Genomic DNA, 16,203 nt, shown 5'->3' with positions numbered 1-16,203 from the left:
CAAACTTACTTAAAACAATATTTAATAGAATATGAGAATATAAACCAGGAGGTAAAAATTATGACAAAGATAGAAATCGTAAGAGCAGAAATGGTAAAGGCCATGAAAGCAGGAGATAAAGGAAGAAAGGACGCTCTATCAGCTTTGCTTACAGCCCTTAAGAATGTGGCAATTGACAAAAGAGCCGATTTAACTCCTGAAGAAGAGGATGCAGTGGTACTAAAGGAAATCAAGCAGTTAAAGGAAACCCTGGAATCTGCACCAGCTGACAGAACAGAAATTATTGAGGAATGCACTTTAAGACTTGCTGTACTTGGTGAATTCGCTCCTGTTTTCTTAAGCGAAGAGGAAATCAAAGCTATAATCAACGAGGTTCTCTCAGGTCTTGAGATTACGGCACCCGCTGCAAAAGACAAAGGAAGAATCATGAAAGAGCTTATGCCCAGAGTGAAAGGGAAGGCAGACGGCAAGCTTGTAAATGATCTGGTTGCAGCTTTATTTGTGTAGGTATAAGTTTTTCGTAAGGGGACGGCAAATTGCACAAAACAGAAAAAAACTCATGCTTCAATTCCAAGGTATAAGAATTCCTAATTCTCTGGATGTTTTGTGCTTGGCATAATATAAAACTGATAACTCGCTGCGCTCAAACAATCAGTTTTATATTATAGCACAAAATATCCAGAGAAAAGGAATTCTAATACCTTTCCATAGGCGCATGCGTTCTTTTCTGTTTTGCGCAGTTTGCCTGAAATCTATGGGAAAAAGATTTTCTTACTTTGATCAAATTATTGTGAAACTTTAGCTATAGGATAGCAGTATCGTAAGAGCTGTGATATGGATAAAATTTATATTAATAAAGTTGAACGTTGTTTTTTCTGCCCACAATAATATTTTATATTATGTTGCAATTGTCTGGCAGAGTGGGAAACAAGGGTTAACTTTATTTTTTTATCTTTATATCCTCGTTCTTATTTAGACAATGTCACTTCTTACTTAGGCAGCGGTAGTATGTAAATACAGAGATTGTTTCTTTTAAATAACTTTATATGATGGTCTAAAATTCCATCCTGGAAAATATAATTGTTGTAAGTATAACAGTGCAATGATTGTACCAGAACCCTGAGGTTACTCTGGCACAGGAAGAGGAGTCCATTATGGCTGATTATAAACGACTGGTTTCGTACATGTACCTATATGAGGAGGGTAAAAAAAGAAATAACATAGGCTATGCCAGAGTTGAGAGTAGAAACGGGCAGTGTAAGTACACCATTCACGTGACGGCGCTGGGGCTGAATGAAAAACAGCTGAAAGTCTATTCCTTTAAAAGAAACTCCTCCGGTATAGAAGGAATACTCCTTGGTAGCCTTCTTATCAAAAACAACACAGGTGATTTTAAGATTTTAACCGATGCTGCACATATTATGAATTCCCCTTATGGGTTAGACGACATGGGAGGAATTATTCTTGTGTTCTCGGAAAGGAAATTCTTTGCCGCTGAATGGGATAATAAACCTATAACAATGTCCATGGTTGCAGGCATCGTAAATAGAACCAATAATAAAAAGGGGGAGGCCCATAATAATCCTGAATCCAATAAAACACCGGAAACCGTGAAAATCCCTGAATCCAATAAGACCCCTGAAACCGATAAAACAACTGTAACTATAAAAACCCCTGAAACCGATAAAATACCGGAAACCATGAAAGCCCCTGAAACCGATAAAACACCGGAAACTATGAAAGCCCCTGAAACTGATAAAACAACTGTAACTATAAAAAACCCTGAAACTGTTAAATCTCCTGAAACCCTTAAAACGCCAGAAGAGATTAAAGCAGCAACATTGGCAGAAGTCTTATTTGAATATTCGAAATCTACGGAGGAAGTAATCCCAAAAGACAACAAGGATGAAATGGATAGAGATAAATCCTTGAAGGACCTTCTTACACCTAACTTTAATCGTATTGTAGAACAGGATGAAGAACAGGAAATACAACCCAAGGATGCAAATAATAAAACTATTGATAGTTCCACCGAGACATTTTTCGGTAAGCCTGTTGATTCAGAGCGTACAGACAGTAATCCAGATTCGGTAGATAGTCCGGCAGCACCGGCGAAAGATCTGGTTAATGCACCAATTGATTATACTGCAGATAATCAGATTAATTTGGTTGAATCCCCGATGGAAAATGCTGTTGTAATCCCGGATGAAACCTTGATTCAAAGTCCCATAGAAAATCCGCCGAAAAGTTTCATTAGTAATTCAGAAGAATCAACGAATTATTATCCCGTTGAAGATTCCACCGGGGATACAGAGAATGAAGCAATCAAACAACCTGAAGCAATCAATGAAGGCCCTTTAGAGAGTAACTTAGCAGCACCGGCAGCTGAAATTCCGCAGCCATCTGAGGCAGTACAGCCTCCTGCAGATCAGTCTGTGAACCAGCCTCAGGAATCGGATACCAAGACAGAGCCAGCGACAGAAGGTCTTAGCAATAACAAGCCAATATTTGATGATCACCCCTTAGCTAAACAGATATATCACAACTTCCCCAAAATGTACCCCTTTGAAGATAATGAGATTGCCTGGTGTGCCAGGATAGAGCCAAAAGATATCGGAATGCTTCCTATGGATTTATGGGGACTTGGAAATAACAGCTTTTTACTGCATGGTTATTATAGCTACAGACATTTGATCTTTGCAAGGGTTAACGATAAGAACGGACAGAATTACATTCTTGGTGTACCAGGTATCTATCACAACAGAGAGAAATTTATGGCTAAGATGTTTGGTTTTGAGAACTTTAAATGTGCCAAAAGAAAACCTCAGAGAACCGGTGAGTTTGGGTATTGGTATATACCTGTATTGCTTAACCGTGGTAATTAAATCCGTGCATTACATAAATAAACTCTGAAACTGCATTATATTGGCAGTTACAGAGTTTATTTTAGTTAACTGTATTTATAAAGGCATACCGTGCATGGTCTTCCCACTTGTGGTTTATCTTAATACTGGAAATGGCAAGTCCTTCGTATTGAAAACCAAGTTTTTGTACAAGATGTATGGAGCGAAGGTTAGAGGGCATAATATTGGCTTCTATTCGGTGGATTTCATAATCAGTTAACAGGACCTGCATGGCTTCCCTGATACTTTCTGTGGCATAACCTTTGCCTACAAAACGCCGGTCAAATTTATAACCTAACTGGCAGGTGTAATAAGACCCCTTTGTAATGTTGTAAAAATTAACTGATCCAATGATGGTATGGGGATCTTCTTTCAGAAACACCCAATAGCGAAGGAGCTTGGACTGCTGCATTAAATTATATTCAATTGATAAGGAAAGCCTTTGATAGGATAGAGTGTAGAAATTAACATCTCTTTCCGGCTCCCAGGGTTCAAATTGATCTTTGTTCTGGGAGTAGAATATTAAAACCTTATCAGCTTCATTAGGGTGCAGAATACGTAACTGCAGTCGCTCTGTCTGAATACCCATTTGCATATGAATTCTCCTGTACCAATTTATAGTTAGAAATAAACTGTTGGGGCTAATCCAATCCGCGGATTTCAACCTTTTCTATGTGAGGAAGGAGAGATTTCTGTATAAGCATAAGCTCTTCTTTGCTATATCCCGAAAAAACAGGGGATATAACGTCCTCAGAAACCTTATAGGATTGAAGATAGTAAGCTTTTGCACCTTTAATCCATTCACCTATGGCTGAGAAATCAGCTGGAGTATGGAGCTCTTTTGTTACAGTAGTTCGAAATTCATAAGCTACTTTATCTGTTAGCAGGAAATCAACGCTTTCTGCTATTTTGTCTATGGAATAACTATTTTTACCAATAGTTTTGGAATATTTATTTCTGCTGTTTTTGATATCCATTGCCACATAATCAATGAGTCCGGAAAGAACAAGTTCCTTCAGGCGAGCAGGATTACTGCCGTTGGTATCAAGCTTCACTAAAAACCCCAGTTCTTTTATCTCTGCAATAAACCCTGTAAGCTCTGCAGCCAGGGTTGGCTCACCTCCGGTTATACAGACACCTTCTAAAATTCCTTTTCTCTTCTTTAAGGTATTTAGTATGTCTTCTTTGGGTATAGCAGGGAGGCTGTCAGGACAGAGAACGAGTGAGCCGTTGTGGCAATAGGGACATAGGAAGTTGCAGCCGCCAAAAAATATAGTTGCAGCAAGATGTCCAGGATAATCAAGCAGAGTAGTTTTCTGAAAACCATGTATTTTCATAATTTATACCCGTTGCATATTGCAGGCTGGCCTGCGATACTGCCACAAATAATAAGGAGTGAGAATCCTGGCGTGACATCCTTTCAATTTATTATTTTCTATCATTCTTACCCCTTTCGTAAATATCAAATCTTTTATCTGATATTCAAGAATCCGTAGTTGAAAAACAGAGATTTGGTTTTTCAACCTGACTCCAATCTGAGTGTGCTGTCTCACGTATTCTACCGGCTCTTTTATAAATATATGCAGCAGCAGTTGGTATATGAAAGTAATTGCTTGCTCCAAAAGGATGCCCGTGGTAATATTAATATAGCAAATACAGCCCTGTTCGTCCAGAGCTTCTTCCAATTAATTGGTATATGAAAAAATTGTTTGAAAAATCACTTATCTGAGTATAGGTATGAGGTATGAAATAAAATAAGCTATAGAAAGATGCCGCGGGATGCTTACATCATAAGAGCAATTCGGGGCAGTACTGGTGTCAAAGTGGAACTAAAATATATGAAGGAAGCCTTAAAAGAAGCTAAAAAGGCTGCAAAAATCGGTGAAGTGCCCATTGGCTGTGTCATTGTATATCAGGATAAAATTATAGGCAGAGGGTATAATAGGAGAAATACCAATAAAACCACTCTGGCTCATGCAGAGATAACAGCTATCCAAAAGGCCAGCAAAAGCATGGGAGACTGGAGGCTGGAGGATTGCACCCTCTATGTTACGTTAGAGCCGTGTCAGATGTGCTCCGGTGCCATTGTACAAGCCCGGATAAAAGAGGTAATCGTAGGTGCCATGAATCCTAAGGCAGGATGTGCAGGTTCAATTCTTAACATTCTCCAGATGAAGGAATTTAATCATCAGGTGGAACTGACCACCGGAGTTATGGAAGAAGAATGCAAACAGGTACTACAGGATTTCTTTGTTGGGCTGAGAGAACGAAACCGCAAAGAGAAGTTGTTGAAAAAGGAAGAAATGGGCGGAGTTTGTCGTGAGGAATAAGCTGCAGTCACTTGACTTTGTAATTAAAATCAAGTATACTGTTTTAGCAGGATGTAACATGGAGAGTATTTCGGTATGTTCCTGCATTTGAAATCCAAATTAATTATCTGCATTTTTATTTTTACTTTGTCATAAAATTTCCGTGCAGCCGGGGAGATAGCGGTGCCCTGTACCTGCAATCCGCTACAGCAGGGGTGATGTCTTGCCCAGGGTGTTGTACTGTAGGGCAGCCCCTTACAAGTGATGTTGACGTTTGGGTCTTACGCAACAGGAATTCGTGAATCGTGTCAGGTCAGGAATGAAGCAGCACTAAGCGAAAGCTCCTGTGTGCCGTAAGGGTGCCTGGACCGAGTTAACTGTAAGGGTAACGCTTATGGTATACATTCAAAGCAAGACGCACGGATTAATATAAAATAATAAACAGTTTCATCTGGCAAGGATGTCGTCACAATAATGTGGGCGGCATTTTTTTATTTCAAAAAAAGCGCTTTACGGATTAAATAAAACAAGGATGAACTCTCTATCAAACCGAAACGTTCTTGTATCAACCTTGATAGAAGCTGCCAAAGGGGGTAGTTTTCTATAAACAACTTATAGGGGTCGGAATCTATCAATGGGGATAGGCCTTTGCTCAGCCATCATTAAGGATGGCCCGGCCCCAAAAAACCAAAAAACTGGCACCAATATCATATATTGGTGCTTTTTTACTAGGCGGAAAATCATAAATATGCAAAATTCATCTTTCAGATTGTCGGATTTTGAATTATAATTAGATTATTCTGAAGAGATAGCTGAGGTGAGCCATGGGAATAATAATTAATCATAATGCGGTAAATCAAGTAGACAAAAATACGATGATATATACTGAAGGGGAGAAGATTAACGGCGTAGCGATTATTCTGAAAGGAAGAGTGCTGGTCAAAGGAAAGGGTGCCAGAGTGCTGTTAGGTACCGGTAATTTTATCGGTGTCAGTGACTTAAGAGCTGGTGAATATCAGTGTTCCTATGAAGCTTTCGATGAAGTGCTGTTTTATAGCTTCCCCATTCAGCATATGGAAGATATTACAGATATCTTTAATATAAATAAAGATTACAAGGGTTTAATGTCTGCCTCTTTATCCAGATATGTAGCAGAGGTTGAAAAGATATATAGTCAGTTACGAGGCGCTGCCGAAGAGATATTCGAGTTCAGCACAAAATATAATAAGAAATACGAAGAGTTATGCGCAAAGTTGGGTTATTCTGTAAATTCCATTTCAATATTACAGGAGCTGGAAGCTTATAGTGAAGAGGACATGCTGGATGATAAGAAGCTGGAGTATTATAAGGAATGTGCCAAAATAACCGTAGATAACTGGAAGGCATTCTGCTCTTTCGGTGAAATTGTAGCACTTTACACAGTAGAAGATACACAGGAAATTATCAGCCAGATGCTAACAGAATGTGCAGCCATAGCAGATTACCTTGAGAAGCTCCTTACTGTGCTTATAAATAATTCAGACAGCTGCCTTTATAAAAGCTATGCCGTCCTTGCAATCAACATTGACGAAACAGGCGGAGACAACAGGGAACTAATTAAAGTCGTAGATGCAATCATTGAACGTATTAATCTGGTAGAGAAACTATTTGAGGAAAAACTGGGCAGAAAATGCGGTGTGGATAGAAACCGTATGGAAGATATCTATTATACGCTGATATCCAAAAGCTCTAACCGCAAAGAACAGGTGGACAATAATTTTCAATATACAGAAAACGAAGCCAAAGAAGTCAGTGAGGCTTTGGACGCTTCCCTGCAGCAGATTTGTACCTACGCTCTGTATGACCATGAGAAAGCAGAGGAATTATCTCATGGAATATTAGACTTTATCAATCTGAGAGATAAATTTTCCACAGATGACAGAATCAGGCTCCTTCGCAGGAAGCTTACACAGCATTTTTATGAACTGTACGAATCTGTATACCTAAAAGCCTGCAAAGAAGCAAAACCTCCTAAAGTTATTGATCTGTTCCTGAAATATGGATTTTTAGATGAGAGACTTTTATCAACAGAGCAGCTAAGAGAATTATACTTCCTTGACAATGAGGCAGAGGAAGAAGCAGGCCCCTGCAAGGTGTACGATATCAAGTCCTGGCTGACCAGCATTTACAAAGGAGAAAAAGAACCTTCTAAAAATGAGTTTGATCAGGAATATCCGGATTATTTAAGAAGCAATCGTAAACGGGGAGAGCTTACGGAGGATCAGGAAAGAGATGCCTTAACCAACCCTGTTCTAAAGGTAAAATATGAGATGCAGAACATGTTCCGTTATAACACCAGAGTTGTAAACGGCCAGTTTTCAACCTTTGTTCCGTTCCTATGGGGAGAGAGCATTGTAAAGAGCTTACAAAGCCTGAAGCTGAATTCCAAACGTTTTAATGAAGCAATGAAAACCTTATTGGATATAGACTATTCTGTTTTCCACAGAGAGGTTCTTTATGTAAATCCGGGAAAGGGAATAACCAAGGAATATCTCATGCAGCCTGTATATCCGGATATCATCTTAATGCCGGTTCTGGGTTACAATGGTGTTATGTGGCAGGAAATTACAGGAAAGAAGAAGAGCCGTGAAGGAAGGTTTATCTTCCCTATTTTAGTAGACGCTAATCTTAACGATATGCTTATAAAGGTACTTGGAAGATTCCGCTGGGAGCTTTGCAGAAGTATTCAGGGAAATGCATGGAATAATATAAAAGAAAAATCTCTGACGTCGGAATACTCTGATTATATCCAGTTCTATCGGAAGAACAGAGAGATATCGGAGGATCTGCGGGAGAAGATTAAAGCACAGATACAAAAGGGCAAGAACAACTACAGAGAAATCTTTGTTATAGACTATGAAGGCTGGATGAAGAGCGAATCAAATGGTGCAATCAGGTTAAACCGGTTTGCAAGAGAAATCTTAGCGACCTATTGTCCTTTCCGTAAAGAACTTAGGGAACGATTTAAGAATATGCCTTTGTTTGCAGATGCTATGGAGCGCCTGAAAAGAAATACTGCCAAGAAGATTAAGGAGACTGAGTTAAGATACCGAATGATAGAAAAAGAGGGTGGTACCATAACACCGGAGCTGCAGGAATCCTTAAGGTTTTATCGTGAATTGTGATGCATAAAATTGCTTGGTTAAATAGTCTGACAAATTAGCAAGATACATTAATATAACAGAATTAAATAAAATATATTTAAAAAAGGCTTGACAAAAGTGTGTAAGTGGAATATAATCTAATTACAACAAAGCAAACAGTATAAATAACAGAAAATACATACTGTGAGCTATACAAAAGGAGGAGATTCCAATGGACACGATAGAGACTGAATCAGCGTATATTTGTTTAACTGATTCGCAAAAAGAAGTATTACATGATGGGATCCTCAATGAGGTCGCTATTCTTGTATGATCTCTAATCGGAGCATAGTAAACATAATATAAACATAAAAATTGCAGGTGTCTGTAGAATTATCGACAGACACCTGTTTTTTGCGTTTTAATATAGGAGCGGAAGTTAAAAATACAGGGAACACAGGTGTGGGGGAAAATTTGCTGAAATCCGAGGATTGCTGCTGTCTAAGGGAAAGAACTTGTATAAATACGTTGAAAATGGTAAGATAGATAAAACAAAAGAACTATTTGCAATGTCGGTGGCGAAAGGGAGGCTACTATGGAGCGGTATGAAAATATAGTTAAGATAGAAGAGATCCGTAAATTGACAGACGGAGGACAATACCAAAAAGCTGTTAAGATCCTTGACACCATGGAAATACATAAAATCAAATCCTTAACAGATCTAAGTGTACTGGCAGATGTACTCACAGAAAACGGACGTTTGGATGAGGCTATGGGGCTTCTGGAAAGGATTTATGAAAAGTCAAAGACCAGAAGAATTCTATACCAAATGGTAGAACTTGCAATAAAAAAGGGAGATGCCAAGTTAGCTGATGCCTATCTGGTTAAGTACATGCAGGCTGCTCCTAATGATTCATACCGGTTTATATTCCGCTATTATATTGATAAATTAAAGGGAGAGCCCTTAGAAGTTCTTATGGATTCACTGGAACAGCTTAAGGAATATGAATATATTGAAGTATGGGCATATGAGCTTGCAAAGCTTTATCATAAAGCCGGCCTTAAGGATAAATGTGTCAGAGAGTGTTCGGATATCGTCCTCTGGTTTGGTGACGGCATTTATGTAGATAAAGCCAAGCTATTAAAGGCCTACTATGTCGGTGAACTGGATCCTTTACATATGTTAAAGGCAAAAGATAAAAATGAGGCCAGACAAAGACTCGGTCTGGATAAGACAAAAGACTATAGCAGTATCAGAGAACAGATAAATCAGTATCTGGATAGGGATGATAAAGTGAAAGCACAGCCTGCCGCTGCTTATGAAGCATATAAGGTACACCAGGAAACTGGTGGGTATGAAAACAATAAGGTTGCAGAGGAAGCGGCAAGCGGATATATTTCGAAGGAATATGAAACCAATGATTATGAAAATAATGAAACGGTGGAATATGAAAGCTATGAAACAACGGAAGCGGAAACAGAGGATGTTAAAGTAGATAAAAGCCAGACAGCAGTTCCTGGTGAAGCCGAAGTGACTGAAGGATATAAGAGTCAGGAGATCACTGAGACTGAAGCAGAAACAGGGGCGACGTTATATAAAAGACAGGCAAAGGCTGAGAATGGAAATTTAGAAGCTATAACCTACGAAGGACAAGCAGAATCTGAGAATGGAAGCCTTGTGGCTGAAACCTGTGAGGGGCAGGCAGCATCTGAGAGTAGAAGCCTGGAGATTGCAATCTTTGCAGGGCAGGCAGTATCTGAAGCAGCAAGTAAAAAAGCTGCAGCCTATGAAGAAAAATTAGCATTAGAGGATGAAGCCCAAATAAGTGCAGCCTATGAAGAACAAGAAGCGGCAAGCACTAATAATGTTGTGTCTGAAAATACTCCTCCTACAGAGGGCAAAGCAGAAGAAACTTCGGTATATATTGATAATACAGAACAGACAAATGTTGTTACTGTTGAGAGAACTATAATGAAATCTGGGGAGGTCTGTGAAGACAGTGTATTTAGTCTGCTGGATAAAAAGAAATTTGATTATCGAAAGGAATTTGGCGGCTTTTTACAGATAGATACTGTGAAAGAAGAATTACGGTATTGCCTTGAGAATATTCTTTCAGATTCTTCTAAGAATCAGTTTATGATGGTCACGGGAGAAAAGGAAAGCGGCAAGAGTACACTGGCTTTTAAAGTATGCAAGGCTTTGTATTCTGTTGATTGGATTAAAACAGACAAGATTGCGAAAATTACAGGAGAGAATCTTAATCGTGTAAATATTCTGACACAGAAAGATAAGCTCTACGGCGCTTCTCTTATAATTGAGAATCCCACGGTAATTAATAGTGCGTCTGCTGAAAGTCTTTATAGATTTATTAAGGAAATGGGGAATAATATATTTATCGTATTGGAAGGTACAAAAGAAGAAGTCGGTAGTTTCCTGGAAACCTACCCTGAATATATGAATTATTTTCTTCATGAAATTTCACTTAGCACCTCCTATAATTTAAAACAGCTTATGAGTTTTGTTAATCAGTATATGGAGAATAAAGAATATAAATTTAAAGAAGATGCGTCAGAGGAATTTATAAAATCAGTTGAGAGGATACTAAGCTCAGAAGAAAAGGGAACTTATGCAAAAGTGATGCAGCTTGCTTCAAAGGTAAGAAAGGCAGCGGATACCAGGTATAAAAACCTTCTAGGAGATATAATCGGCAGCGGGAATATAACACAGGAAGATTTGCTATATATTATAAAGGAAGATATAACAATGGAGGTAGTGTGACAGGATGGGAAATCAGATATTTGTAATCGGGCATGTTAATCCGGATACGGACTCTATTTGTTCAGCAATTGCATATGCAGATTTAAAATCTAAAATTACCGGAGAAAATTATGTACCCAAAAGAGCGGGGCATATTAACTCTGAAACAAAATTCGTGCTGGAAGCTTTTAAAACCACTGCACCTGGTTATCTTCCGGATGTCAGAACCCAGGTTAAGGATATTGATATCCGCAGGATCAAAGGTGTAAGCAGCGGTATTTCCTTAAAAGAAGCCTGGGCATATATGAGGGAAAGCAACGTAGTGACACTGCCGATCGTAGATAATGATAATCATCTGGAAGGTCTGATTACCGTAGGAGATATTACAAAATCCTATATGGATGTTTATGACAACCGTATACTGACAAAGGCGAATACACCCTGCAGCAATCTGGTGGAGACACTGGAAGGTGAACTGATAGTTGGAAACAGGGAAGAGGTCTTTGAAAGCGGTAAGGTGCTGATTGCTGCCGCAAACCCTGATTTGATGGAAAATTACATCGAAAAGGATGATGTGGTTATATTGGGGAACCGGTATGAATCCCAGCTCTGTGCTATCGAAATGAATGCAGGTTGTATTATTGTCTGCGATGGAGCAAGTGTTTCCAAGACAATTACAAAGATGGCCCAGAATAATAATTGTATAATTATTAAAACACCTTTTGATACCTTTACGGCAGCGCGATTGATTAACCAGAGTATTCCCATTCGGTTCTTTATGACGGATAAGGACATACTTTATTTTACCCAGGAGGATTATATCGAGGATATCAGAGGGATTATGGCGCAGAAGCGTCACAGGGATTTCCCTATTCTTGATAAGGACGGATATTATTTCGGAATGATATCCCGAAGAAATTTACTGGGAGCCAAACGAAAGAAACTGATTCTGGTGGATCATAACGAGAAATCCCAGGCGGTGGATGGCTTAGAGGATGCGGAAATCCTGGAAATCATAGACCATCACAGATTAGGAAGCCTGGAGACCATTAATCCTGTATTTTTTCGAAATCAGCCTTTAGGCTGTACTGCTACCATTGTGTACCAGATGTATTGTGAGCATCAGGTTCCCATTGAGCCTAAAATAGCAGGGCTATTATGCTCTGCCATACTCTCGGATACGCTGGTATACCGTTCACCTACCTGTACAGATGCAGACAAGGGAGCCGCAGAAGCTCTTGCAAAGATAGCTGGAATACAGACAGATGAATATGCCAGGGATATGTTTGCAGCGGGCAGCAATCTGAGTAATAAGACCTCCGAAGAAATTTTTTATCAGGATTTTAAGAAATTTACTGCAGGGGATGTTACTTTTGGAGTAGGGCAGATCAGCTCTATGAGCAGAGAAGAATTAGATAAAATAAAAGAATCCCTGGTTCCCTATATGAAGAAAGCCTACCATGAGCATGGAGTAGAAATGTTATTTTTTATGCTGACCAGTATCATGGACGGTTCCACTGAGTTTTTATATCAGGGGGCGGGAGCCAAGGAACTTTTGATAAATACGTTTCATTTTAACAAAGATGCAAGTGTATTCTACCTGGAAAATGTGGTGTCAAGAAAGAAGCAGGTGATACCTGCTCTTATGCTGGCACTCCAGGAGAATTAATCCTGAATCTTAAACTGGAGGGTAACAGGAGCCTTAAGGTTCTTGCCTCCTTTGGATTTCACATTTTTACTAATGGTTAATATATAGGACTGATTCTGTGTGTAGGCTTCTAAAGGTTCTATTTCGATGTACTGATTTACAGTGTCATAACGGATATAGGTCTTAAGAGGCATTTGATTTAAATTTGTAACATAGAGATTCTTATTATTAACAGTTGCCGGATCCAAAGGTGCAGAGAATTTAATGCGCCATACGAATTTACCGGTCTTAAACTTTAAGGCTTGTTTCACTTTATCTGAAACTCCTTGTGTAACGGATTCTATTTGAATTAAATTATCAGGCATATGAATACCTCCTTAGCCCTTCCAGACTGGTATGCAGTAAATACCATAACTATTATACAGGAGCAGTCTGCTGTTATTGAACGGCAGAATTTTTATGTGTTATTCTAGCTTAATTATATAATAAATCCATCCTAAAAAAAAGTATTATTATGCCGAATTTTTGAATATAGGAAAGAAGACCAGGTGGTATAGTGGACAGTACCTTAAGCAATTGCGCTATCCAAGAAGGTTAGGTTGAAAAAATTAAACATGGTTTTTTCAACTATGTACAGGAATATCAACTGTAAGATTTGATATTTCCAAATGGAGGTTAGTATGAATAAAGAATTATGGAAACCCGGGAATATGCTCTACCCCCTGCCGGCAGTTATGGTAGGCTTAAAGAGTAAAGAAGGAAAAAACAATATTATAACAGTGGCCTGGACGGGTACTGTCTGTACGAATCCGCCCATGGTCTATATTTCCCTGCGAAAAGAGAGATATTCCTATGATATAATAAAGGAAACCAAAGAATTTACCATAAATCTTACAAGTGAAGAGCTTGTAAAAGCAGCGGATTACTGTGGAGTAAGATCCGGGAGAAATGTTGATAAATTTAAGGAAATGAAGTTAACTCCTGTAAAGGGAGTTCATATAGACGCACCATGTATTGAAGAAGCACCTGTTAATATCGAATGCCGTTTAAAAGAGATAATTCCCCTGGGTTCTCATGATATGTTCTTAGCCGATGTTGTAGGTGTTCATGCAGCGAGCAAATACATGAACGAAAAGGGAAAATTTGAACTCAGCAAAGCAAAACCTGTTGTATATTCTCACGGAGAGTACTATGGTTTAGGGGACATAATGGGAACATTTGGGTATAGTGTCAAAAAATAAAGAGGATGAGATGGCCTGCTTTTGCAGATAATAAAAAATACTTGGCGAAGAGTGATAAAGATGATATAATCACTACATTATGTGCGAAAGGACATGCCCATGAAGAATATTGTTTTAGTTGGAATGCCTTCAGCCGGTAAAAGTACCATTGGAATTATCCTTGCTAAGGTTTTGGGATATCAGTTTCTTGATTCCGACCTATTAATTCAGGAGCAGGAAAAAGAATTACTAAAGGATATCATTGACAAAAGAGGAATAGATGGTTTTCTGGCTATTGAAAATCAGATTAATAGAGAGATAGATACCGATCACACGGTGATTGCTACAGGCGGAAGTGTCATTTATGGGAAAGAAGCAATGGAACACCTTCAGGAAACGGGAGTCATTGTGTATATTAAACTCACACTTCAGACAATATCAGAACGCCTTGGAAATATTAAACAGAGAGGGGTTGTTCTGCGAAAGGGACAGACTTTGAAGATGCTTTATGAGGAGAGATGTCCTCTTTATGAAAAGTATGCCCATATAACAGTTGATGGAGAGAATTTGAACACGGAAGAGCTGATGGAAAATATAAAAAATGCTCTTAAGGATTATGAAAATAAATAATGCGGGAAATGTGGATTATTTAAAAAATGGTAACGATTAGTGTGTTATGTAGTTAACAAGCGCTACAAGATACATAATTTGGTCAAAAATTATTTACATCTTGCATTTTTATGGTATAATCAATCTGATTTAAATTACGAATGAATATAAGTGATAAAAAAATAGAGAACGGAACAAAGACCGTGATATATGGCAGCCTCTTTGCGTAAGCTTGAGCATAAGGGGTCTAATTTTATGTAAATGTCATAAGAGAAAAAGAAATAGTGCGGACAGTATGGAAACCGCAATAAAGAGGTGTGCGATGGAGCAGTATATTATAAAGGGCGGCAATGCCTTGCAGGGAGAGGTCACTATCGGTGGTGCCAAGAATGCAGCACTGGGAATCTTATGTGCAGCAATAATGACAGATGAAACAGTAGTAATCGGAAATTTACCCGACATCAGTGATATTCATATACTGATACAGGCAGTTGAAGAAATCGGAGCCAAAGTTGAGCGTATAGATAAGCATACTGTTAAGGTTAATGGAAAAGATATTGATCCCTGTATAGGAATAGATTATGATTTTATCAGAAAAATAAGAGCCTCCTATTATCTGCTGGGAGCTTTACTTGGTAAATACAAAAAAGCGCAGGTTGCTTTACCTGGAGGCTGTAATATCGGAAGCCGTCCTATCGATCAGCATATCAAAGGGCTGGAGGCTTTAGGCGCTACTGTAAAGATTGAGCATGGTATGATAAAAGCTGAGGCCGAAGAACTGAAAGGCAATCATATCTACCTGGATTGCGCCAGTGTCGGAGCTACCATCAACATAATGCTTGCAGCCTGTCTTTCAGAAGGCGTAACCATCATAGAGAATTCTGCTAAGGAACCTCATGTAGTTGACGTTGCGAACTTTTTAAACAGTATGGGTGCCAATATCAAAGGTACAGGAACAGATGTTATCCGTATTAAAGGCGTGGAGAAATTAAGCGGCAGTGAATACTCCATTATTCCAGATCAGATTGAAGCTGGAACTTTCATGTTAGCAGCAGCTGCAACAAAAGGAAATGTTCTTATAAAAAATGTCATACCAAAGCATCTTGAGGCTATTACAGCAAAGCTTATTGAGATTGGTGCACAGGTAGAGGAATATGATGATGCGGTAAGAGTTAGCGTAACAGGTACCCTTGGACATACTCATGTCAAGACTCTTCCTTATCCAGGATTTCCTACCGATATGCAGCCTCAGATTTCTGCTGTTTTAGTTACCTCCGAAGGAACCAGCATTATTACGGAAACTGTTTATGAGAACAGACTTCGTTATGTGGATGAATTTTCCAGAATGGGTGCCAATATAAAAGTTGAAGGTAATACGGCAGTGATTATGGGCGTTAAGAATTTAACGGGTGCTATCGTGACTGCTCCTGATTTAAGAGCCGGCGCAGCCCTTGTTATAGCAGGCCTTGCAGCAACCGGTTTTACCATTGTTGAACAGGTTGAGTATATTGAACGAGGCTATGAGCATTTTGAGAGAAAGATGCAGCAGCTTGGAGCCATTATGGAAAAAGTTGATGTAGAAGATGAAAAAGCTATTCAGAAATTTAAATTAAAGGTAAGTTAATAAAAGTGCT

The 16,203-nt window shown here is 38.9% G+C and carries 12 protein-coding genes and 1 other RNA gene; 10 read left to right on the top strand and 3 right to left on the bottom strand.

Going from position 1 to position 16,203, the window contains the following annotated elements; genetic code table 11:
* The first annotated feature begins 60 nt into the window (after positions 1–60).
* Positions 61–507, top strand: a complete 447-nt coding sequence (locus BR73_RS0101635) for a GatB/YqeY domain-containing protein (RefSeq protein ID WP_033164133.1) — start codon at positions 61–63, stop codon at positions 505–507.
* A gap of 647 nt (positions 508–1,154) precedes the next feature.
* Positions 1,155–2,885 (top strand): DUF6128 domain-containing protein, encoded by a 1,731-nt coding sequence (locus BR73_RS27015; protein WP_051684899.1) that lies wholly within the window; start codon positions 1,155–1,157, stop codon positions 2,883–2,885.
* A 61-nt stretch (positions 2,886–2,946) separates the two neighbouring features.
* Here the strand turns inward: BR73_RS27015 and BR73_RS0101625 are convergent, their stop codons facing one another.
* Together BR73_RS0101625 and BR73_RS0101620 are read right to left on the bottom strand one after the other, a co-directional pair.
* Entirely contained in the window at positions 2,947–3,498 is a 552-nt protein-coding gene (locus BR73_RS0101625; protein ID WP_033164132.1) for a GNAT family N-acetyltransferase, read from the bottom strand.
* 46 nt (positions 3,499–3,544) lie between these two features.
* The gene (locus BR73_RS0101620) at positions 3,545–4,240 is read right to left on the bottom strand and encodes an anaerobic ribonucleoside-triphosphate reductase activating protein (protein WP_033164131.1); all 696 of its coding nucleotides are present in this window, start codon (positions 4,238–4,240) and stop codon (positions 3,545–3,547) included.
* Between the two features lie 501 nt (positions 4,241–4,741).
* Here BR73_RS0101620 and tadA point away from each other — a divergent pair.
* From tadA to BR73_RS0101600, 5 genes are all read left to right on the top strand, one after another.
* Positions 4,742–5,233, top strand: coding sequence for a tRNA adenosine(34) deaminase TadA (gene tadA / locus BR73_RS0101615; protein WP_033166977.1), 492 nt, complete (start codon positions 4,742–4,744; stop codon positions 5,231–5,233).
* Positions 5,234–5,373: 140 nt separating this feature from the next.
* Positions 5,374–5,635, top strand: an RNA gene (gene ffs, locus BR73_RS28090) — signal recognition particle sRNA large type.
* Positions 5,636–6,036: 401 nt separating this feature from the next.
* Positions 6,037–8,376 (top strand): Crp/Fnr family transcriptional regulator, encoded by a 2,340-nt coding sequence (locus BR73_RS0101610; protein WP_033164130.1) that lies wholly within the window; start codon positions 6,037–6,039, stop codon positions 8,374–8,376.
* 553 nt (positions 8,377–8,929) lie between these two features.
* Complete coding sequence (locus BR73_RS0101605; RefSeq protein ID WP_033164129.1) at positions 8,930–11,113, top strand: hypothetical protein; 2,184 nt, start codon at positions 8,930–8,932, stop codon at positions 11,111–11,113.
* Between the two features lie 4 nt (positions 11,114–11,117).
* Entirely contained in the window at positions 11,118–12,761 is a 1,644-nt protein-coding gene (locus BR73_RS0101600) for a putative manganese-dependent inorganic diphosphatase (RefSeq protein WP_033164128.1), read from the top strand.
* Here BR73_RS0101600 and BR73_RS0101595 read toward each other — a convergent pair.
* A complete protein-coding gene (locus BR73_RS0101595; RefSeq protein ID WP_033164127.1) occupies positions 12,758–13,105 on the bottom strand; it encodes an Ig-like domain-containing protein in 348 nt (115 codons plus the stop codon). The genes BR73_RS0101600 and BR73_RS0101595 overlap by 4 nt on opposite strands.
* A gap of 315 nt (positions 13,106–13,420) precedes the next feature.
* On the opposite strand from BR73_RS0101595, the gene BR73_RS0101590 reads away from it, so the two are divergent.
* The 3 genes from BR73_RS0101590 (at position 13,421) to BR73_RS0101580 (ending at position 16,193) form a co-directional block, all read left to right on the top strand.
* Entirely contained in the window at positions 13,421–13,981 is a 561-nt protein-coding gene (locus tag BR73_RS0101590) for a flavin reductase family protein (protein ID WP_033164126.1), read from the top strand.
* A 99-nt stretch (positions 13,982–14,080) separates the two neighbouring features.
* Positions 14,081–14,590, top strand: a complete 510-nt coding sequence (locus BR73_RS0101585; protein ID WP_197032611.1) for a shikimate kinase — start codon at positions 14,081–14,083, stop codon at positions 14,588–14,590.
* Between the two features lie 301 nt (positions 14,591–14,891).
* Positions 14,892–16,193, top strand: a complete 1,302-nt coding sequence (locus BR73_RS0101580; RefSeq protein ID WP_033164124.1) for a UDP-N-acetylglucosamine 1-carboxyvinyltransferase — start codon at positions 14,892–14,894, stop codon at positions 16,191–16,193.
* The last annotated feature ends 10 nt before the right edge of the window (positions 16,194–16,203 follow it).

It is taken from the genome of Clostridium sp. KNHs205 (assembly GCF_000702945.1).
Lineage (GTDB): Bacteria > Bacillota > Clostridia > Lachnospirales > Lachnospiraceae > Anaerocolumna.
This window is presented reverse-complemented; position numbering and strand designations above follow the sequence as displayed.